The following is an 18,800-nucleotide window of genomic DNA, read 5'->3' as shown; positions in this document are numbered from 1 at the left end:
TTACTTTTCCGTTCGCCCGTGTTCCTGCATGTCCTCATGCAGGATCCGGCGCAGCTCGACGATGGCCGGCGTGGCTTCCTGCACGCTGTGCCCGGATACGATCACCTTCTCCGATTCCGCGCGCGGCAGGTGCGAACTCCAGTAGGGCACCAGCCCGTCGTCAGTCTTCTCCAGCGGTCCGTCGGCCTTGGCGCGCGCGATGATCGAGTGGTAGTGCACCTTCGGCGACATCGGCAGGTCGGCCACGGCGCGGACGAAAGGATCGTCCTTGTCCAGGTTCTGGATGCTGTTCATCTGATAGCCGTGCTTGCCGTCATTGCGATCGATCTGGCCGTCGTTGGCGATGGTGGCGACGTCTTCCAGTACGGTCAGGGGCAAGCGCACCAGGCGCCCGATCCAGCGGCCCAGGCGGGTACCTGCCACGTCGGTACCGCGGTGTGGGGTGGCAATGAACACCACGCGCGATACTTCCGGTTCCGGCAGGAAGGTCAGTACCGGTGCGCCTTTGGTACGCAGCAGTTCGCGCTGCGCCGGCGTCATCTGCGCAGTGGCCAGCAGGGTGTCCACCAGGTGATCGCCGGAAGAGGAGATCATCAGCCGTGCGATCACGCCGCCCATGCTGTGCCCCACCAGCACCATGTCATGCGAGGCCTGCGCCTTGCCACTGGGGTCGAAGTGCTTGAACACCTCGGCCAGCGTATGGCGCATCGCATCGTGGCTCATCGCGATGGGCATGTTGGTCGGGTAGTAGAACTGCCAGATCTGGAAATCCTGGCGGATCTCGTCGTCACGCATCAGCTCGTTGGCGACGTTGACCCAGGCTTCCGGGCTGCTGGCCAGGCCATGGATCATCAGCAGCACGCGGCGGTTCGGGTCGTAGGGCTGCATCATGTACAGATGCGGTGTTTCGATGCCGCCCTTGCCGCCGAACAGCGAGCGCAGCGACTGGTGGCTGAAGTTGGAGCGGGCCAGCCACAGCGCATAGCCAGCGGTGAAGTTCGCGGCCAGCGGCACTTCCTGTCCGTGCAGGGTGACTTCCGTGACCTGGTAGGGATCGTGGATTTCCAGTTCCGGCTCATCGTCGTGCAGCACTTCCCAGAGGTTCTTTCCAGAGAAGCGCAGCAGCACTGTCATCGACGGCGAAGGCATCTCGCTCCAGCTCTGCTGCGGCGAAGCGGTGGACTGCGTAGCAGGCGTCGCTGCCGGGGTGGCCGTGGTGCTGGCCGGGTCGTTCATCACCGCCACCAGTTCGGCACCGAATCCATCGCGGCGATGCACACTGCGCAGCGTGCCGGTGAACGACAGCAATGCGGCGGGGACCAGTTCGGTCGGCGTTCGTGTGTCCAACGGTGATGCATCGGTGGACGGTGTCAGCACGAAGGTCCAGCGCCCCAGCGTCAGGTGGCTGGCATCGTTACGGACGCGCCCAGTGGCATACGCGTTGTACAACTGCACCGAGGCTTCCTGCACGGCCAGGTTGTAGTAGTCGCGCACCTGGGTCTGGCGGTCTTCGAAGCCACGCTGGTTGGCCGTGCGCTCGGTGAAGAACAGATAGGCGTAGGCCTGGCGTGCAACCTGCATCCATGCATCCAGGCGCGGCTGGAAGTCGGCATCCAGTTCGGTGATTGCGGTCTTGGCACGGCCTGAGGTGGAGTACTCGCGCTTTGGGGAGGGCAGGGTCATTGCGTACTGCACCCACAACTCGGCCAGGCTCGAGCGTTTGTCTTCCTCGCGCACCACGATGCTGGCTTCCATTGCCTCGATGCAGGGCAGGCCCGGCTTGGCACAGACGCCTTCATCGAGCCCGGCCACGCGCAGCGTTTCCGTCGTCGCCGAGCTGAGCTTGCCGGTGGTGAGGATGTCACCGCGCTTGAGCGCGATGTACTGGCCGGGCGTGACCGAGGCGACCTGCACCGACGGTCCGAACTGGCGCAACGTGGCACAGCCGCCCAAAGTGAGCAGCACGGTGATGATCAGGGTCGTGCGGCCGATGAAGCCCAAGCCCGTGGTAGCCATACGATCCTCCTGCGCGGTGGCGCCACTCTAGCGGTCGGCATGTCAAAGCGGAAGATACCGGGCGGTCGGTTTGTGCCGTGAAAGCCCTGCCATGCAAGCGATTCAGGCATTCCCGTGTGACACTGGGGTGAATGGACGAATGCAGGAACTGCGATGCGCTGGCTTGAGACCCGTGTTCCACCGCCGCTGGTGATGCTCCTGTGTGGCGCCATCGGCTACCTGGCAAGCCGGCTGGCAGCGGGACCGGTGGTGCCGCTGCCGATGCCGGCACTGCTGGCCGGTGGGCTGGTGGCCATCGGCGTGACGTTGAACCTGCTGCCGAAGCTGGCTTTCCGTCGTGCGCGTACCACGGTGAACCCGCTGCGCCCCGCAGTGGCGAGCGCGCTGGTCACGCAGGGTGTGTACCGTTACACGCGCAATCCGATGTATCTGGGGCAGGCCACGGTGCTGGCAGGCGTCATGTTGTACCTGCGGAGCCCGGTCGCGTTGCTGGCTGTCCCGCTGTTCGTGCTGTACATCACGCGGCTGCAGATCGTGCCGGAAGAGCGGGCGCTGTCGGTCCGCTTTCCCGAGGCATACGCCGCCTTCCGCCAGCGAGTACGACGCTGGCTGTAGCACGGATCAGGCCACTACGGCGTGATCTGGCACTTCACCGCAGCGGAATAGCCCTCATAGTCGTCACCCGCGATGACATGCAGGGTGTGGCGCTTGTCGATGCGCTTCACGTACGAGGGCGCTTCGGTGTTGGCGTATTCGTTCACCGTGGTCACCGACCAGGTCTTGGCGAGGCGCTTCGGGTCGACACCGTTCAGATACACGAAGATGCTCTTCTCACCTTCGGCGACATTCACATCGACATTGGTGACGGTACCGCCGAACAGGGCGACCGGCGTAGTTTCCGGCTCGAACGTGCCGCCGGGCTTCCTGGCCAGGCCGGCGGCCTGCAGGGCATCGATGGCCTCGGCTTCGCTGAAGTTGGAACCTGCCTTGCAGGCCAGCAGCGCTTCGAGCGTTGCGGTGCCGGTGGGGGCGATGGCGGCATGGGCTGTGGCGCCTGCGGAGAGTGCGGCCAATACCAGGACCAATACGCCGGCTTGGGATTTCATTGCAGATCCTTCTGTTCGTGACGGGGCGAGGCACCGGGTGGGGCGCGCACGCGATGATTATGAGCCGAAGCGGGTGTCACGAACGTGTACGAAGCGAATGCGTGCTTGAACGGCGCAGCGACCCTGTTGGGCCGCTGCGCCATGCCATCAGTTGCTGGCTGCCTTCACGGCTTCCGCCGCGTCCACGATGCCTGGCCCGCAGCCTCCCGGGCAGTTTGCTGCCGCGATCGGGCGCGCGGTTCGACGCAGGATCTCCTTGACCTGATCGGTGGTCTTGGGCACCGGCGCCACGGCCTGCATCAGCGCGACGATGCCAGCGACATGGGGCGCCGCCATCGAGGTGCCGGACATGAAGTCGAACGCGTTGTTGCCCACGGTGGACAGAATGCCCTGTGCCGGGTGCTGGCGGGTCGGCGCGCAGTTGGTCTGGTTCGGCGGCGTGGCCAGTGGCAGGAACTCGCCCACTGAGGCGCGGCACGACCATGTCTCGCCGCCGGGCGCGGTGATGTGGATGCCTGCGCCATAGTTGGAGTAGAACGCACGGCGCCCGCCCTGGTCGTTGGCAGCCACCGCGATCACGCCCTTGCAGTTCGCCGGGGCAAACTCGGACACATCCAGATTGCTGTTGCCGGCGGCGACCACCACGATCGTGCCTTGCGCAGTGATGTCGTCGATTGCGTCCTGCTCGGCCGGCGAGCAGGCCCGGCGGCCGCCCAGGCTGAGATTGATGACTTCGGCCGGGTTGGCATTGGCCGGGACGTTGGGCACGTTGATACCGGCACTCCAGAGCATGCCGTCGATGATGTCGGCGGAACCGCCATTGCCCTGGTTGCCGAGTACGCGCACCGGCACCACTTTCGCGTTGTAGGCTACGCCGGCCACGCCGATCTGGTTGTTGGTCACCGCAGCGACCGTTCCGGCGACGTGGGTGCCGTGTGCGATGCCGGACGCATCGAAGGCATCGGCGTCGCGTCCGTCGCCATCATCGGAGCCACCACAACCGGGATTCATTCCCCCGATGATGCACTGCCAATCACTGAACGGACGGGTGGACGAGATCATGTCGTAACCCGGCAACAGGTTCGCCTGCAGGTCGTTGTTGTTGAGATAGCCCGAATCGACCACGGCCACCACCACACCCTGGCCGGTGGAGCGGTCCCACGCAGCTGGCAGGCGCGCACCACTGGCTGGATTGCTGTAGTGCCACTGCTCGCCGTAGCGCGGATCGTTCGGTGTGGCGAACGCGCTCATCATGTAGTTGGGCTGCACATACTCGACATCCGGATCGTCGGCGATGCGCTGCATCAGGATCTGCGCTTCCGGAAGGTCCAGGGCCTTGTCCGTGGTGACAACGTCGGCACCACCGCCCATCCGGCGCTGGTGGGTTACGGCTGCGGTCGAGGTTGGCGCGCTACCGATCGAGCGCTTGCTGCGTTGCTGGATGCCGAGGCGCTTCTTCAGCGCATCCTGCGCGGTGGTGGCGGAGACGCGCTTGCTGCTGCCGTCCCGGTACTTGACGATGAAACTGCTGTACTGCTCGTTGCTGGCCATGCCTCGCGTCCATACCCGTTCGGTGGGTTGGGCGAAGGCGGGGGCACTGGCCAGGACCAGGGTGATGGCACTGGCAAGGGAAACCCGAAGCGACGTACGCATGGATACAGTTCCTTTGTGGAAGATGTGTCGAACAGGCCGTGCCTCTGCGGCGCGGCTCGATGTGAAGCATGCAGGTGTGTCCGGTGGCCTCCTCTTCGATGGCGACCATGGACGAACGGCTTCGTGGACACATCCCCCCCAATGAGAGAGGTGGAAAATTCTGAAGTGATTTAGTGATGTCGAAGGCGAGAGAAGATGTGCGGTGCCGACACCGTTTGACGGCATCGGATCGCGACTGCGCCCGGGCGTCGAACTTCGCAGCGGCGCAGAGCAGCCAATAAAAAATGGCTGGCGTCAAGTTCTTCTGAAGATTCCTTAAAGACCGAAATTTTCTATAGGGATGAGGGTTTAGATCTATTTCGGACCGCTTTCCGAAGTGGCGAGTTTGTGGGCTAGGAGCCACATAAGAGCCTCGCCGTACGAAGCCTGGGCGTACGACATCGGAGTGATTCCTGGCAGCAGGCTACAGACTGTTATTATCGCCATCGCCAATCAGCTTATTGTCGATCAGGTTGCATCTTAGTGCGCTGCAGCTGGCCGGGAACGATTGGCTTCGCGGCTGTGTCTTGTCCGACCAGTGCACCCGCAACAATCAACCCTCCTGGTCTGTGAGTTGAAACGCGCGATCATGCGTTCTCATTCTGAACGCCGCCACTCGCCGCGCTTCGGCTTAAGCCAGGGCGCGGCGACTAATCCTTCACGCTCTGGCAAAAGCAAGCAGGTCAGCATTTAACTGATCTTGGTGCGTTGCCGCCAAGCCGTGCGGTGCGCCAGTGTAGACCTTCAACGTAGCGTTCGGCACAACCTTGGACGTTAGCTCCCCGGCATGGGCGATCGGCACGATCTGATCATCGTCGCCGTGGATCACCAGTGTCGGCACGTCGATTTTCTTCAGGTCTTCGGTGTAGTCGACTTCGGAGAACTCATGCACGCTGGCGTACTGGGCAAGAATGCCGCCGTTCATGCCCTGCTGCCAGAAGCCCTGGCGCAAGCCCTGGTTGATCTCTAAGCCTTCGCGATTGAACCCGAAGAATGGGATGGCCAAGTCCAGGTAAAAATTGGAGCGGTTGTCGAAGACCTGCTTGCGGATGCCATCGAACACGGAAATGTCCAAGCCGTCGGGCCACTGTTCTGTGGAGACCATGATCGGCGGCACCGCCCCCAGGAGCACCACCTTGGCCACGCGGTTGGTGCCATGTCGACCGATGTAGCGGGCCACTTCGCCACCGCCGGTCGAGTGCCCGACCAGGATGGCCTCCTTCAGATCAAGCGATTCGATGACGGTAGACAGATCATCGGCCCACGTGTCCATGTCGTTGCCGACTGCGGGTTGATCCGAACGTCCGTGGCCGCGCCGGTCGTGAGCGATCACGCGGTAACCCTGCTGTACCAGGAACAGCATCTGCCCGTCCCAGGCGTCCGCGCTCAGCGGCCAACCGTGCGAGAACACGAACGGCTGGGCATCTTTGCTGCCCCAGTCCTTGTAGAAGATCCGGGTGCCGTCTTGGGTGGTGATAAAGCTCATGGTGATTCTCCTGGGTTGAAAAACAGTGGGATGGAACATTGATGTGTGAAGTCGCACAGGCTGGCCGTTCTAGCCGATCCGGGCGGCCGGTGGCTGCTTGAACAGCAGGTGGTCCCCGCTCTGGCGTCCCTGAGTCTCCAGATACTTGCCATAGCGGATCTGTGCAGGCTCCCAGCGCCTCAGCGCGCCCTCCACATCGTTTGGCGTTGCCTGCAAAGCATCGGCAAGCGCCAGCGCGTTGGCAGCGGCCTTGGAGGTGCTCGCGGCGGTGTGAGGCCGTGGAATCGCGGCGGCATCGCCCAGGATGAGCACTCGCCCGGCCACCATGTGGTCCGAGGCCAGGTCTCGAATGGCTTGGGCGAAGGGCTCTTTGGTTGCTTCGACGATGCTACGGAACGGCAGCGGCAACAGTGCTTCGGCGTCGCGCAGAATCTGCGTTTTCCATCGTTCGGCCAGTCGGCCTTCGGGGATCGAATAGCCGCGCTGGCGTCCCTGCTGGTCGGTCATGATCTCGCCGAGCAACGCACTGTCGGCAACGCGGTACCACACCCAGTTGTACAGGCGGTGGCCTTCGCGCACGTCGTTGTTTTCGCCAGGGACGAGGTAGCCCAGGATGTGCGAGCCAGCATTGTTGGCAAAGCCGAAATCGCCATGCAAGCCTTGGCGCGCCGGCAGTGGCATTTCGTCTTCCGGCACCAGTCCGCGCCAAGCCAGGTAGCCGGCATAACTGGGCTGCATCTCGGGCCAGAACTGCTGGCGCACGGACGAGTTGCCGCCGTCGGCCCCGATCAGCAGATCACCGACTTCTACCGAGCCATCCTTGAAGTGGGCCGTGACGGTTCCAGCATCTCGATCCTGCTCGACTCGCTCAAGCGTCTTGCTTTGGTGATAGTGCGCATCGCCAAACGCCGCGCGCAGCGTGGTGTAGATCAAAGACCAGGAGGTCTGGACCTGCGGCGAATAGTGCTTGGACTGTATCGAGCCGTCCGGCCGGAATACGGTGCGGAAGGCCGACTGGACGCCCAGATTCAACGAACCAAGATCGATGCCGCTGCGCCGGAATACTTCGACCACATCGGGCTGCAGGACGATGCCGCCGCCGCGACTGTCCAGGTCGTTGGCCGAGCGCTCGAAGACGTCGACGTCCCAGCCGATCCGACGCAACAAGTTGGCGGCAAAAAGACCGCCGAGCGAGCCACCAACAATCAGCGCTCGGAGACTACGGGAAGGTGTGGGTGTCGAGGTGTTCATGGGCAGCTCCGTTTCGGAGTTGCCACTTTGCTCCGAACCATCAACAATGATAATCAGGAGCTTTTCATCCTCTCCTTTGCGCTACGCGCAAAGATCGATTCTGCCAGCCTTAGGCTGAACCGACAGCCGACAAGGAAGCCGTCTGCGTGTAGCGGTCCCAATACGGCGGACTGCCGAAATGCTTCTCCATAAAATCTAGGAAGCAGGCCAACTTCTTTGATCCACGCCGGTTGGGCAGATAAGCCGCCCAGATGGCGCCCTCGCTGGCGCCGGGCGTAGCCGTCCAGTCCTCAAGCACTTGAACCAACCGACCCGCCGCCAAATCCTCACCGACCAGCCAGGTTGGCATCAACAGCAGACCGCCACCGCCGATCGCGACCTCGCGCAGCAATTCCGAGCCATTGGCTTTTAGATTGCCCGATACTGTCACTTTTTCGCTTTTGCCGTCGCGCGCGAGAATCCACGTAGGACTGCCATTGAGATAGTCGAATTGAAGGCAGTTGTGCTGCGCCAGTTCGGAGGGCTTAGCCGGGGCACCATGCTGGCCAAGGTAGTCGGGGCTCGCGCAGATCACCCGGCAATGCGGCGCCAGCTTGCGGGCAATCAATTCTGTGGATGCCATGGGTCCGAGGCGGATCGCCACATCGATGCGCTCCATCGCCAAGTCGGCCACCGTGTCAGACAAGCGGATGTCGAGCTGGATGCCCGGGTACTCCCGCAGGAATCCGGGCAGTATGGGTCCCACGTGTAAACGTCCGAATGCGACCGGCATAGCGACGCGCAACAAGCCGGCAGGGGGGCCGGACACCTCGCTCACCGTCCGATCGGCACCCTCCAACTCCTCCAAGATGCGCCGGGCATCCTCGTAATACTGGCGACCCTCCTCAGTCAGCGTCACGCTACGGGTCGAGCGGTTCATCAGCCGTGCCCCAAGGTGTTCCTCCAAGGCGTTCAGTTGCCGCGTCAGCGACGAAGGCGCGACGCCCAGTCGGCGCGCCGCCGGAGCGAAGCCGCCTTGTTCGACCACCGCCACAAACGCGCTCAATGCTGCAAAACGATCCATGGCGACCTTTGCACTCCACGCAATGAAGAAGTCTAATTTTACTGAATTATCAACTCAAGTGAATGCGAGCAAGATGACTCCACTGCAAACAGGAGAACCATCATGACCATTCACATCACCGTCACGTCCGACTTCATTTGCCCCTGGTGCTTCATCGGCGAACGCCGTTTAGCCAAGGCGATCCAGGCCCTGCCAGCTGACACCGCCGTCGAGTTGAAATGGCGCCCATTTGAGTTGAATCCCGATATGCGTTCTGAGGGTTTAAACCGCAAGACTTATCGGTCGCTGAAGTTCGGTAGTTGGGAACGCAGCCAGCTAATGGATGCACAAACCGCAGTCGCCGCCCGCGGCGACGACATCGCCTTCAACTACGACGCGATGGAGAAGACACCCAACACCTTCCTTGCGCATCGGTTGATACGGTTCGCCGAACACCATGGGCTGGCAACGGAAGTCGCCCGTGCCGTGTTTTCCGCCTACTTCGAGCACGGTCGTGACATCGGCAACGTCGCCACGTTGGTCGACATAGCGACGGAGAACGGTCTGGACCGTCAACAAACAGAGGCCTTTCTGGCTGGAGAAGAAGGAGTGGAAGAGGTCCGCGCCGCCGAGCGGGATGGCCAGGGCCGGGGCGTTCGCAGCGTTCCGCTGTTCGACATCGGCGGGGAGATCATCAGTGGTGCGCAATCCGTACAGACCTTCACCACTGCCCTACAGCACGCCATGGATCAGGATGACGCCTGCACTGGCGGCGCCTGCTCGATCGGCTGAGGGACACGACGATGCGCCCTTCAACACTTACGCAGCATCCGGGCTTTGCCCGGATGTTTCAGCCCGACCGGCTGACGCTTGGATTGATGCAACCCATGGCGCCTTTGATCAACGGTGTCCCGGACATGGCGGGTCAACTCGCGCTGGCCGCCCGGGCTGACGCGTTGGGTTTCGCGGCCTTATGGGTGCGCGACGTCCCGCTGTTCGACCCACAGTTCAATGACGCCGGACAAATCTACGATCCCTGGGTCTGGCTCGGCCAGCTGGCGGCCGTGACCCAGCGGATTGCCCTGAGCAGCGCCGGCATCGTGCTCCCGCTGCGGCACCCACTGCACACCGCGAAGGCGGCCGCGTCGGTTGATGCAGTCAGCGGCGGACGATTTTTGCTGGGGGCGGCATCAGGTGACCGTGCAAGCGAATACCCCGCTTTCGACCGGTCGCATGCATCGCGTGGCGAGGCCTACCGCGAATATATCGAGGTCATCCGCCGCAGCACCTCCGAGGATTACCCGGAACTCTCGGGCACGTTCGGCAACCTGCACGGCCTGGATCTGTTGCCCAAAGCAACCGGACGGCATCTGCCACTACTCGCGGTCGGCAGCGCGCAGCAGAGCCTGCAATGGATCGCCCGCCATCTTGACGGGTGGGTCACCTATTTTCGTCCGCTGGAGCAGCAGCGGCCCCGGATTGACGCCTGGAATCGCACCGTCCAATCCACTACCGAGGGCGCCTTCCTTCCTTTTACCGAGTCGATGTTTATCGACCTTACCGAAGATCCAGATACAGCTCCGTCTCCGATCTTTCTGGGCTACCGGCTCGGTCGCCATCGTCTGCTAGAGGAGCTGACAGGATTCGCGGGAGCATGCGTGCATCACGTCGCCTTCAACCTACGGCACAGCACGCGGCCTGCCAATGAAGTCATGCAGGAACTCGCCGAGTTCGTGCTGCCCTCTTTTCCGTCCTTGCCCCCACCGACAACGCCTTGGTCACAGACAACTGATGAATGTCAGAAAATTTCAAGCAGCGGTACAGCTTCGGGATAGAAATGGCATAAAAGGGGGCGGCGCAACATTGGGGGCAGGTTCAACCAAATATCATGGGGAGCTTCTACCCACAACGGCTATCGCCGGGCCTGGTTTTGATCGCCCGCTCTTTACCACGCTGCCGGACTTTGGCACACGAATTTCATCATCACGAGGCAGTCGTAGCCTGGCAACGACAACGACAACCATCCAAATCCTTGCTGACGATCAGCTCCCCGCTCCCTTCTTGAACCCTCGATCTCCCTCCATGAACGCCTCCAGCATGTGCGGGATCAGCGTTACGGCACCAACAGTCTCGCCATACGCCTGCGCGTGCAGCGCGGCGTAGCGGTCGAGGTCGGCTTTTAAACTGGCTGGGCAGGTAAAGGTCAGCTTGATGCTCTCGGTCTTGGGCAGCGGCCCCAGCCGCAGCTTCTTGGCCGTGCTCATGGTGAAGTCCCCCGATTGAAGAACAGCGGCTGGTACGGCCGCAGCACGATGTCGCGGTTGACGATGATGCTGACGGGCAGGCCCGGCCGTTCGGTCAAGGTCGGCTGAATGTTGAGGTTGCGGCGCGTGAACTCCTGGCCGACCTGATTGGCCGTGTCCTGAGCGCTATCTCGGAACGCGATCACGGTATTGCCGTTGGCATTGCCCTGGTTCGAGACGGTCAGCTCGGAACCCACGCCCAATATAGTGGACAGCGCGGCACCCGCCAGAATGCGTCCCCAATGCCAATCAACACCATCCTCCAGACCGGCATAGCCGGCGGGATCGGCACCAGCCAGGTTGTCCAGCGTGAGCGAAGACGTGTCCGGCAGGATGATGCGGTTCCACACGATCTGCACGCGACTCTGCCCGTAGGCGACCTGGCTGCTGTATTTGCCGAGGATGCGCGAACCCTGCGGAATCAGCAGATAGCGGCCCGTCGCTGTGTCGTACACCGGCGCCGTCACGGTGCCGATCACGTCGCCCGGCAGGTCGGACTTGATACCCGTCACCAGCGCCGCCGAGATCACGGTGCCGGCCATCACCTGATACGGCGAGGCCGGCGTTTGCAGACTGCCGGAATTACGGGTTTGCGTAGTTCCGGCTTTCTGGAACGCCTCTTTCTGGTCTTGCCGGTTCTGCACGGCGGTCGGATCGGCCGGCTGCGCCGCTGTCGAGGCCGGCCCGGCGGCCTGCGGGTCGAAGCCCGCCAGACCGGATGCGGGCGCAGCCGAAGCGGTCTGCGTGGGCGCAGCGGTCGCGGCAGCGGCGCGCTGCGTGTTGCTGGAACGGAAAAACACCGACGAACCCGCTGCCGCTTCGGCCTCCTTGCGTAGCGCGTCGCGCTCGGCCGCCGCCGCGTCCTGACCGGGTGGCGCGTAGTTCGCCACCGCCGGCTGCTGCGACTGGACGATAGCCGGGCCGAGATCGCCCGGCAACGGCGGCCCCAGCTCCGGCACCTTCGCCGGTAGCGGTGTTGGCTGCGGCGGCAGCTTCGAGTAATCGGCCGGAAGCTGGCCGAGTTCTTCGGACTTCGATACGCGATCGACGTTGTAAAGCTCGCTCGCATCGGTGTTGCCGCGCGAGTGCTTCGGCTGCAACGACCACATCGTTGCGCCGAGCACCGCAACGCCGAGGCCACCGGCCAGCAGCGCCAGCGTGCGGCGGTTGAGGCGCGTTACCGGGCGCGGCTGCGCCCGCAGCGTCACGTTTTCCGGCGCGACCTTGGGTGCGACTTCGGGCGTGGCATCGGGAACCGGCACGGCCGGGGTTTCGTCCTGGCTCATGGTCAGTTCCCCCGCGTGCCGTCCGTGCGCTCGATACGCACCACGTCGCCCTTGTCGCCGCCGAGACGCAGTTCGGCTGCGCCGAACAGCCGATCCACAATGTAGTACGGCGAACGGAAACGGTAGTTGACGAGCTGGCCGTCGCCCTGCGCGCCGATGACGAACAGCGGCGGTAGTTCGCCCTGGGCGATGCCGGGCGGAAACTCGATATAAACCTTCTCGCCATCGTCGAAGGCGCGCAGCGGCTTCCACGGCGGATTGCTGCCGCTGATCGCGTAGCGGAAGCGGATCTTCTCCAGCGACAGGCCGGTATCGACGGGTGCCGCTGCCTGCGCGGCTTGATCCTGCCGCTGCAAGGCGAGCATCTGGTCTTTCGGGTACTCCCACGACACCGAGGCCATCCATGCCTTATCGGTCGAGGTCAGCTCGATCAGGTAGGTGCGCCGGCTGGTGGTGATGACGAGGTTCGTTTTGAGGCCCGAACGGATCGGCTTGACCAGCACGTTCACGCGCAGATCGTTGCCAGCCCCGCTGGAGGTGTCGCCGACGATCCAGCGCACAGTGTCGCCCGCGGCGACCGTCACCAGCTCCTCGCCGGGCTGAAGCGAAATCACAGTGACGCGACCCGGCGCGGCATAGACCTGATACAGCGCGCCGTCGGTGAAGGGCCAAACCTGGATCGCGTTGACGAAGCCCTCGCGCGTGGGGGCCATACGTGCCTCGGCATTCGCACGCGAGACGCGCGCGGTTTCGTCGGCCGGTTCCGGTGCGGGTTTGGCGTCATCCACGTCCGGCAGCGGCTTCATCTGCGCCGGCATCGGCAGCACCTTCGGCACCTCCACCACTTCGATCGGCTTGGGTGGATCGGGCTGCTTCTGTGCCTGCACCGGCTCGTCGAGCGAGATGTGCGGCGGTGGCTTGCCCTGTGAGGCGCAGCCCGACAGGACTGCCGCGGTCAGCACAAAAGCGTAAAAGCGGAAAGACAGGTTCATGGCTTGGCTCCTTCGGACGCATCCAGCTCGCGGCTCCACGACAGGCCGTTGACGTAGATGCCGAGCGGGTTCTTGCGCAGCCGCTGTTCGGTGCGCGGGGTTTGCAGGACGATGGACACCACGGCGTTCCAGCGTTCGGCGCCAGTCGGTGCGCCGTTGGCAAAGTGCTGTTCCGTCCAGCGCACGTTGAATGACGCATCGCTGGCGCGCGTGACGCTGGTGATCTGCACCGTCACCGACTCCTTGCCGACGCGCGCGAACGGATCGTTCTTACTCGCGTAGTCGTTGAGCACGGCCGCGCCCTTGTCCGTGGTGTAGTCGTAGGCGTCGAGCCAGTTCTGCCGCACCACGATGGGGTCGATGGAGAGCGAGCGAACCAGCGTGATGAAGTTCGCCAGGTGATAGGCGATCTGCGCGTCGGCGGGCCGGTACGGCGTGGTGGCCACGCCGACCGCGCGCACCTGCCCGGTCTTGTCCACCTCCACCACGTAGGGCGTGACGATGGACTGCGCCGAGCGCCACACGAGGCCACCTGCCATCAGCAGCGCAAGCGCGAGGCAGCCAAAGGCCATGAAGCGCCAGTTCTTCGCCTGCACGCGGGCCGAGCCGATGCGCTCGTCCCACACCTGCGCGGCGGACTGGTACGGAGTGGCAGGCTGCGGCGTACTGGCGTAGCGCACCTGCGGTCGCTTGAATCGCATGGCGGGTTCTCCTCAAGGGGCGTTCATTCGTCGGGTTGGCCCAGGCTCGGGCCTTGCGCCGAACCGCCGCCGTCCCCGCCGTGCAGCGTGTGCGCGGCGGTGGTCGCGGCATGGGTGATCTGTTGGCGGCGGTGCAGGCGTTTGGCCCACGCCGGTTGCGGCTGGTCGGTGGCGGAGTTGGTGGAATTGGCGGCGGATTCACCGGATGCAGCCACGCCGGGCGATGCGCTGCCGCTAGACGCACCTGCGCTGTCCGACCGGAAGGCAGCAGCAGCGCGTTGCCCGAACGAACGCGCGCCAGCGGCGGCCTTCTGGCCGACGGCCTGCGCGCCGGTCTTGGCGACATTGCCAAAGCCCGCCATCGCGCCTTTCGCGCCGCCGCCGGCGGCAGCGGAACCCGCCTGGAATGCCGAGCCGGCACTGCTGGCCGTGGATGCAGCCATGCGCGCGCCCTTGCCGAGCGCGCTGGCGGCGGCCGGCGCCATGCGCGCCCCGGCCGCGACAGCGCCGCCGACGCCCGTAGCGGCTGCACCGATGGCAACGGCGGTGCCGGCTGCGCCCACGGCGGCGCCCGCCATCGCGCCCGCGCCGAGTTGAGGCGCACCGGACACGAGGCCGGTAGCGATGCCCGGCCCGTAGATGCCGAGCGCGAGCAAGGCGAGCGAGGCCAACATCACCACCAGCGCGTGGTCGATGGACGGCTCGCTGGGTGTGGTCGGGAACTGCGCGAACAGCCCCGTACCAATGCCAACGATGACCGCCAGCACCAGCACCTTGATGCCCGCCGACACCACATTGCCGAGCACTTTTTCCGCAAGGAACGCCGTCTTGTTCCAGAGCGCGAACGGCACCAACACGAAGCCGGCCAGCGTGGTCAGCTTGAACTCGATCAACGTGATGAAAAGCTGCACCGCCAGCACGAAGAAACAGACGATGACGGTCAGCCAGGCGAGGAACATCACGACGATGGGCGTGATGTTGATGAACACCTCGGGGAAGCCCGCCATGTCGCTGATCTGTTCGAGGATCGGCATACCGGCGTCGATGCCGGTCTTGGCGAGATGCCCCGGTTGCAGAAACGTCTCCATGCTCACGGCCGAGCCGGTGGCGGTCAGGCCGAGGCCGGCGAAAGAACGGAACACGACGCCGGACAGCATGTTGAAGTTGCCGATGATGTAGGCGAAGGCGCCGACGTACAGCACCTTGCGGATGAGCTTCGCCATCACGTCTTCGCCCTGGCCGGTGGCGTGGCCGAGCGACCAGTAAAGGCCCGCCAGCGTCATGTCGATGACCACCAGCGTCGCGGTCAGGAATCCGACCTCGCCGCGCAGCAGGCCAAAGCCCGAGTCGATGTAGGTGGAAAAGACGTTAAGGAAATGGTCGATGATCGAAACATCGTTCATGGACGTTGCTCCGTCGATTCGCTGAGGCCGTCGAAGCTGGCCGGAATGGGCGGCAAGTCGGCGAGCGTCTGGTACTCGCCGGGGCCAACGCGCCCGGAGAAAAAGCGCCGCAGGTTGGCTTGTTCGACCTGCGCGCAGAACGCGGCATCGTGCTGGCCGTGCAGGCATTGCCCGTGCAGCGCGTGCAATCGTGCGGGGTCGGCGGCGAGCGCATCGACCGACAGCGCCTGCGGCCGGTCGCAACCGGCCAGCAGGCACGCGATGACGAACAGGACGGGCACGCGGTTCATGGCCGTCAGTTCCCGTAGAAGCTCACGGTTTCCGGCGTGTACGGCGTGCCGGTGCCGAGGAACCGCTGCGTGATGACGCGGCCTTGCTCGACGGCGGCGGCCTGCCTCGCCAGTTCCAGCGCGGACGCGCGGCCCTGCGTGAGCTGGAGCTGCTGCGCCTGGATCGACTGCTTGGCCTGCAACGCGAGAAGCTGATTGGTCGCCTGCTGCGCTTGCAGTGCGCCGGTCGCGGACTGGCTCTGGCCCACGAGGTCGGTCAGCACGCCTTCGTCGCTGGTCACGTTCTGCGACACCTGCGCCTGCATCTGCATCGCGGTCTGCAAGCCGGTGAGCGTGTTCTGCCAACGCTGGTGCGCGTCCTGGTACATCTGGTTGCCGCTCACGGTCGCGGCGTACTGCTGCGGGTACAACTGCGCGAACTGCTGATCCATGTTCTGCACCTGAAACGCCAGCCCTTGCGCTTGCGTGATGAGCTGCTGGGTCGTCGCCAGCGTCGATTGCAGCCGACTGACGACGTTGAACGGCAAGCTCGCCAGATTGCGCCCCTGATTGACGAGCATCTGCGCTTCGTTCTGGAGCTGGTTGATCTGGTTTTCGATCATCTGCATCGTGCGAACCGCGGTCAGCGTGTTCTGCACGAGGTTGGTCGAGTCGATGACGGCCCATTGCGCGTGCGCCGCCGGCATGACGCCGACGAACGCCGCGACAGCAAGGGCGAGAAGACGGATCTTCATGGCGCAATCTCCTGGGGTTGTGAAGCAAGGAAGGACGCGGCGGATGGCGCCGGTTTGGGAAACTCGGGCAACAGGTCGGCCGCCCAATCGAGACCGCGATGACGCAGCCATGCACCGGCGAAGCCGGGAACGCCGGCCTGTGTCAGCACGCGGTCGCGTATTTGATCCATCGCGCGTTGGTCCTGGGGTGTGGATGCGCCCGCGAACGCGAGCGCGACCGGCCCCAGGTCGAGGTCGAACAGGCGATTGCCTGCGCGCGACTGGTAGTAGTAGTCGCGCTTGGGCTGTGCGGTGGCGACGATCTCGATCTGCCGGCTGTTGAGGCCAAAGCCCTCGTAGATCGTGCGAATCTGCGGCTCGGTCGCCTGCGGGTTCGGCAGGAAGATGCGGCTCGCGCAGCTCTCGATGATTGCCGGCGCGATGGTCGAATCCTTGATGTCGGCAAGCGACTGCGTGGCGAAAATAACGCTGACGTTCTTCTTGCGCAGCGTCTTGAGCCACTGGCGGATGCGTGCTGCGAACACCGGGTCATCGAGGAACAGCCAGGATTCGTCGAGGATCAGCAGCGTCGGTGCGCCGTCAAATCGCGCATCGAAGCGCGCGAACAGATAACCCAGCACGGCCAGCACGGCGGCCTTGCTGTGCATCAGTTCTTCCATCTCGAAGCACTGCACTTCGGCCATGCCGAGCCGGTCGTGGTCGGCGTCGAGCAGCTTGCCGTGTGCGCCACCCAGCACATACGGCGCGAGCGCCTGGCGCAGCGCGTTCGATTGCAGCAGCACCGACAGGCCCGTGAGCGTGCGCTGTTCGAGCGGCGCACCGGCAAGGCTGCCGAGCGCCGACCAGATGGCCGCCTTCTCGTCAGGGCCGACCGCGACGCCTTCGTGCGTCAGGCGGCCTTCAACCCATTCGGCGGCCCAGGTGCGATAGCCCTCGTGGTCGATGCGGGCGAGCGGCTGGAACGCCAGGGTGTTGCCCAACCCATCGCCATCCGCGCCGAGGTCGTAATACTCGCCGCCGAGGCCCAGCGCCGTTGCGCGCATCGAGCGGCCCATGTCGAAGGCGAAGATGCGCGAACCGGGATAGCGGCGGAACTGCATCGCCAGCGTGGCGAGCAGGACGGACTTGCCCATGCCGGTCGGGCCAGCAATCAGGGTGTGGCCCACATCGCCGATGTGCGTGACCAACCGGAACGGCGTCGCGCCTTCGGTGCGGGTGACGATCAAGGGCGGGCCGTCGAGGTGCGCGTTCTTCTCCGGCCCGGCCCACACGGCCGACACCGGCATCAGGTGCACGAGGTTCAGCGTCGAAACAATGGGCTGGCGGACATTGGCGTAGGCATTGCCCGGCACCGACGACAGCCATGCCTCCACCGAATTGAGGGTTTCGGGAATGGTCACGAAGCCCCGGCCCTGAATCACGCGCTCCACCTGGCGCAGCTTTTCGTCGGCCGTGTCAGCGTCGTCATCAAACACGGTCACGGTCGCCGTGACAAAACCGAAAGCGACCTGATCGCTGCCCAGCTCCTGCATCGCGGCGTCAGCGTCGGCCGACTTGTTGCTCGCGTCGGTATCGACCAGCGGGCTCTCCTGCTGGAAGATCGTCTCGTGCAGCAAGGCCAGGACGTTCTTGCGCTTGGCGAACCACTGCCGACGCAGGCGGCCCAGCTCCTTTTCGGCCTCCGATTTGTCCATGCACAGGAAGCGCGTGCTCCAGCGGTAGGCGAAGCCGAGCCGGTTGAGGTCGTCCAGAATCCCCGGCCAGGTCGAGGTCGGAAACCCGCGCACGGTCACGACGCGCAGGTGCTGGTCGCCGAGCATGGGCGCGAGGCCGCCGATCAGCGGCACGTCGGCCAACAGCGCATCGAGGTGGAACGGTATTTCAGGCACGCCGACGCGAAAGCGTCGCGTCGAGACGGTCGCGTGCAGATAGGTCAGCGTTTCGGCGTCATCCAGCCAGTCGATTTCCGGCATCACGCCATCGAGCAGATCGAAGACGCGCGCGGTTTCCGCGACGAACGCGGTCAGGCGCTCGCGCCAGTCCACGCCAGTAGTCGGCGTGTTCTCGTAGAGCAACTTGGCCGCGCGTGCGCGGGACTCCTCCGGCGGCAGGTATTGCAGCGTGAGGTGATAGCCACTCTCGAAGTGGTTGCCCGATTCCTCGAAGGTCGCGCGGCGCTCCTCGTCCACCAGCCACGACAACGGTTCGGGAAAATCCGAGTGCGGATAGTCGGCCGCCGTCCGTCGTTCGGCTTCGACATACAGCGCCCAGCCGGCACCGAGCCGGCGCAGCGCATTGTTCAGGCGCGCGGTCGTGGCAACCAGTTCGCCTTGCGTCGCACTATCGAGGTCGGGGCCACGAAAGCGCGCCGTGCGCTGGAACGAACCGTCCTTGTTGAGCACGACGCCGGGCGCGACAAGGCCCGCCCACGGCAGCCAGTCGGCGAGCAAGGCCGGACGATGACGGTATTCGGCGAGGTTCAGCATCGCGGCGTCTCC

Annotated in this window: 17 protein-coding genes; 3 read left to right on the top strand and 14 right to left on the bottom strand. The window is 64.4% G+C overall.

Annotated elements, in window-relative coordinates; genetic code table 11:
- Nucleotides 1-2,016: an esterase/lipase family protein gene (locus ACJ7C5_RS17125; protein ID WP_412704591.1), complete on the bottom strand. Its 2,016-nt coding sequence runs from the start codon at nt 2,014-2,016 to the stop codon at nt 1-3.
- 153 nt (nt 2,017-2,169) lie between these two features.
- Between ACJ7C5_RS17125 and ACJ7C5_RS17120 the strand changes: the two genes are divergently transcribed.
- Nucleotides 2,170-2,631, top strand: a complete 462-nt coding sequence (locus ACJ7C5_RS17120) for a methyltransferase family protein (RefSeq protein ID WP_093999984.1) — start codon at nt 2,170-2,172, stop codon at nt 2,629-2,631.
- Between the two features lie 14 nt (nt 2,632-2,645).
- On the opposite strand, the gene ACJ7C5_RS17115 is transcribed toward ACJ7C5_RS17120, so the two are convergent.
- From ACJ7C5_RS17115 to ACJ7C5_RS17095, 5 genes are all read right to left on the bottom strand, one after another.
- A complete protein-coding gene (locus ACJ7C5_RS17115) occupies nt 2,646-3,122 on the bottom strand; it encodes a hypothetical protein (protein ID WP_412704590.1) in 477 nt (158 codons plus the stop codon).
- A gap of 147 nt (nt 3,123-3,269) precedes the next feature.
- Nucleotides 3,270-4,775, bottom strand: coding sequence for a S8 family serine peptidase (locus tag ACJ7C5_RS17110; protein WP_412704589.1), 1,506 nt, complete (start codon nt 4,773-4,775; stop codon nt 3,270-3,272).
- Nucleotides 4,776-5,472: 697 nt separating this feature from the next.
- Entirely contained in the window at nt 5,473-6,300 is an 828-nt protein-coding gene (locus ACJ7C5_RS17105) for an alpha/beta fold hydrolase (protein ID WP_412704588.1), read from the bottom strand.
- 69 nt (nt 6,301-6,369) lie between these two features.
- A complete protein-coding gene (locus ACJ7C5_RS17100; RefSeq protein WP_412704587.1) occupies nt 6,370-7,551 on the bottom strand; it encodes an FAD binding domain-containing protein in 1,182 nt (393 codons plus the stop codon).
- Between the two features lie 109 nt (nt 7,552-7,660).
- Entirely contained in the window at nt 7,661-8,614 is a 954-nt protein-coding gene (locus tag ACJ7C5_RS17095) for a LysR family transcriptional regulator (RefSeq protein ID WP_412704586.1), read from the bottom strand.
- A 102-nt stretch (nt 8,615-8,716) separates the two neighbouring features.
- On the opposite strand from ACJ7C5_RS17095, the gene ACJ7C5_RS17090 reads away from it, so the two are divergent.
- Both ACJ7C5_RS17090 and ACJ7C5_RS17085 read left to right on the top strand, forming a co-directional pair.
- On the top strand, nt 8,717-9,385 hold the full coding sequence (locus ACJ7C5_RS17090) for a DsbA family oxidoreductase (protein ID WP_412704585.1): 669 nt from the start codon (nt 8,717-8,719) through the stop codon (nt 9,383-9,385).
- Nucleotides 9,386-9,396: 11 nt separating this feature from the next.
- Complete coding sequence (locus ACJ7C5_RS17085; RefSeq protein WP_412704584.1) at nt 9,397-10,428, top strand: LLM class oxidoreductase; 1,032 nt, start codon at nt 9,397-9,399, stop codon at nt 10,426-10,428.
- Between the two features lie 207 nt (nt 10,429-10,635).
- Here ACJ7C5_RS17085 and ACJ7C5_RS17080 read toward each other — a convergent pair whose 3' ends face one another.
- Genes ACJ7C5_RS17080 through trbE form a run of 8 tightly spaced genes read right to left on the bottom strand, consistent with a single transcriptional unit; the run spans nt 10,636 to nt 18,788 of the window.
- Nucleotides 10,636-10,857: a DUF2274 domain-containing protein gene (locus tag ACJ7C5_RS17080; protein ID WP_412704583.1), complete on the bottom strand. Its 222-nt coding sequence runs from the start codon at nt 10,855-10,857 to the stop codon at nt 10,636-10,638.
- Nucleotides 10,854-12,182 (bottom strand): TraB/TrbI/VirB10 family type IV secretion system protein, encoded by a 1,329-nt coding sequence (locus ACJ7C5_RS17075; RefSeq protein ID WP_412704582.1) that lies wholly within the window; start codon nt 12,180-12,182, stop codon nt 10,854-10,856. The genes ACJ7C5_RS17080 and ACJ7C5_RS17075 overlap by 4 nt, the downstream gene beginning before the upstream one ends.
- A 2-nt stretch (nt 12,183-12,184) precedes the next feature.
- Nucleotides 12,185-13,174: a P-type conjugative transfer protein TrbG gene (gene trbG, locus ACJ7C5_RS17070; protein WP_412704581.1), complete on the bottom strand. Its 990-nt coding sequence runs from the start codon at nt 13,172-13,174 to the stop codon at nt 12,185-12,187.
- Nucleotides 13,171-13,875, bottom strand: a complete 705-nt coding sequence (trbF, locus tag ACJ7C5_RS17065) for a conjugal transfer protein TrbF (RefSeq protein ID WP_412704580.1) — start codon at nt 13,873-13,875, stop codon at nt 13,171-13,173. Before trbF ends, trbG begins: the two co-directional genes overlap by 4 nt.
- Nucleotides 13,876-13,898: 23 nt before the next feature.
- The gene (gene trbL, locus ACJ7C5_RS17060; protein ID WP_412704579.1) at nt 13,899-15,278 is read right to left on the bottom strand and encodes a P-type conjugative transfer protein TrbL; all 1,380 of its coding nucleotides are present in this window, start codon (nt 15,276-15,278) and stop codon (nt 13,899-13,901) included.
- Nucleotides 15,275-15,568: a hypothetical protein gene (locus ACJ7C5_RS17055; protein ID WP_412704578.1), complete on the bottom strand. Its 294-nt coding sequence runs from the start codon at nt 15,566-15,568 to the stop codon at nt 15,275-15,277. The genes trbL and ACJ7C5_RS17055 overlap by 4 nt, the downstream gene beginning before the upstream one ends.
- 5 nt (nt 15,569-15,573) lie before the next feature.
- Nucleotides 15,574-16,302, bottom strand: coding sequence for a P-type conjugative transfer protein TrbJ (gene trbJ, locus ACJ7C5_RS17050; protein WP_412704577.1), 729 nt, complete (start codon nt 16,300-16,302; stop codon nt 15,574-15,576).
- Nucleotides 16,299-18,788 (bottom strand): conjugal transfer protein TrbE, encoded by a 2,490-nt coding sequence (trbE, locus tag ACJ7C5_RS17045; protein ID WP_412704576.1) that lies wholly within the window; start codon nt 18,786-18,788, stop codon nt 16,299-16,301. The genes trbJ and trbE overlap by 4 nt, the downstream gene beginning before the upstream one ends.
- Nucleotides 18,789-18,800 lie beyond the last annotated feature (12 nt).

The organism is Nocardiopsis yanglingensis (assembly GCF_045809185.1).
Taxonomy (GTDB): Bacteria; Pseudomonadota; Gammaproteobacteria; order Xanthomonadales; family Xanthomonadaceae; genus Stenotrophomonas; species Stenotrophomonas yanglingensis.
The sequence above is the reverse complement of the archived record's forward strand: the minus strand, read 5'-3'. Positions and strand labels throughout refer to the sequence as shown.

Bases quoted from the DNA above. Each gene is read 5' to 3' on its own strand.
- ACJ7C5_RS17125 (WP_412704591.1), bottom strand. From the start codon at position 2,016: ATGGCTACCACGGGCTTGGGCTTCATCGGCCGCACGACCCTGATCATC.
- ACJ7C5_RS17120 (WP_093999984.1), top strand. From the start codon at position 2,170: ATGCGCTGGCTTGAGACCCGTGTTCCACCGCCGCTGGTGATGCTCCTG.
- ACJ7C5_RS17115 (WP_412704590.1), bottom strand. From the start codon at position 3,122: ATGAAATCCCAAGCCGGCGTATTGGTCCTGGTATTGGCCGCACTCTCC.
- ACJ7C5_RS17110 (WP_412704589.1), bottom strand. From the start codon at position 4,775: ATGCGTACGTCGCTTCGGGTTTCCCTTGCCAGTGCCATCACCCTGGTC.
- ACJ7C5_RS17105 (WP_412704588.1), bottom strand. From the start codon at position 6,300: ATGAGCTTTATCACCACCCAAGACGGCACCCGGATCTTCTACAAGGAC.
- ACJ7C5_RS17100 (WP_412704587.1), bottom strand. From the start codon at position 7,551: ATGAACACCTCGACACCCACACCTTCCCGTAGTCTCCGAGCGCTGATT.
- ACJ7C5_RS17095 (WP_412704586.1), bottom strand. From the start codon at position 8,614: ATGGATCGTTTTGCAGCATTGAGCGCGTTTGTGGCGGTGGTCGAACAA.
- ACJ7C5_RS17090 (WP_412704585.1), top strand. From the start codon at position 8,717: ATGACCATTCACATCACCGTCACGTCCGACTTCATTTGCCCCTGGTGC.
- ACJ7C5_RS17085 (WP_412704584.1), top strand. From the start codon at position 9,397: ATGCGCCCTTCAACACTTACGCAGCATCCGGGCTTTGCCCGGATGTTT.
- ACJ7C5_RS17080 (WP_412704583.1), bottom strand. From the start codon at position 10,857: ATGAGCACGGCCAAGAAGCTGCGGCTGGGGCCGCTGCCCAAGACCGAG.
- ACJ7C5_RS17075 (WP_412704582.1), bottom strand. From the start codon at position 12,182: ATGAGCCAGGACGAAACCCCGGCCGTGCCGGTTCCCGATGCCACGCCC.
- trbG (WP_412704581.1), bottom strand. From the start codon at position 13,174: ATGAACCTGTCTTTCCGCTTTTACGCTTTTGTGCTGACCGCGGCAGTC.
- trbF (WP_412704580.1), bottom strand. From the start codon at position 13,875: ATGCGATTCAAGCGACCGCAGGTGCGCTACGCCAGTACGCCGCAGCCT.
- trbL (WP_412704579.1), bottom strand. From the start codon at position 15,278: ATGAACGATGTTTCGATCATCGACCATTTCCTTAACGTCTTTTCCACC.
- ACJ7C5_RS17055 (WP_412704578.1), bottom strand. From the start codon at position 15,568: ATGAACCGCGTGCCCGTCCTGTTCGTCATCGCGTGCCTGCTGGCCGGT.
- trbJ (WP_412704577.1), bottom strand. From the start codon at position 16,302: ATGAAGATCCGTCTTCTCGCCCTTGCTGTCGCGGCGTTCGTCGGCGTC.
- trbE (WP_412704576.1), bottom strand. From the start codon at position 18,788: ATGCTGAACCTCGCCGAATACCGTCATCGTCCGGCCTTGCTCGCCGAC.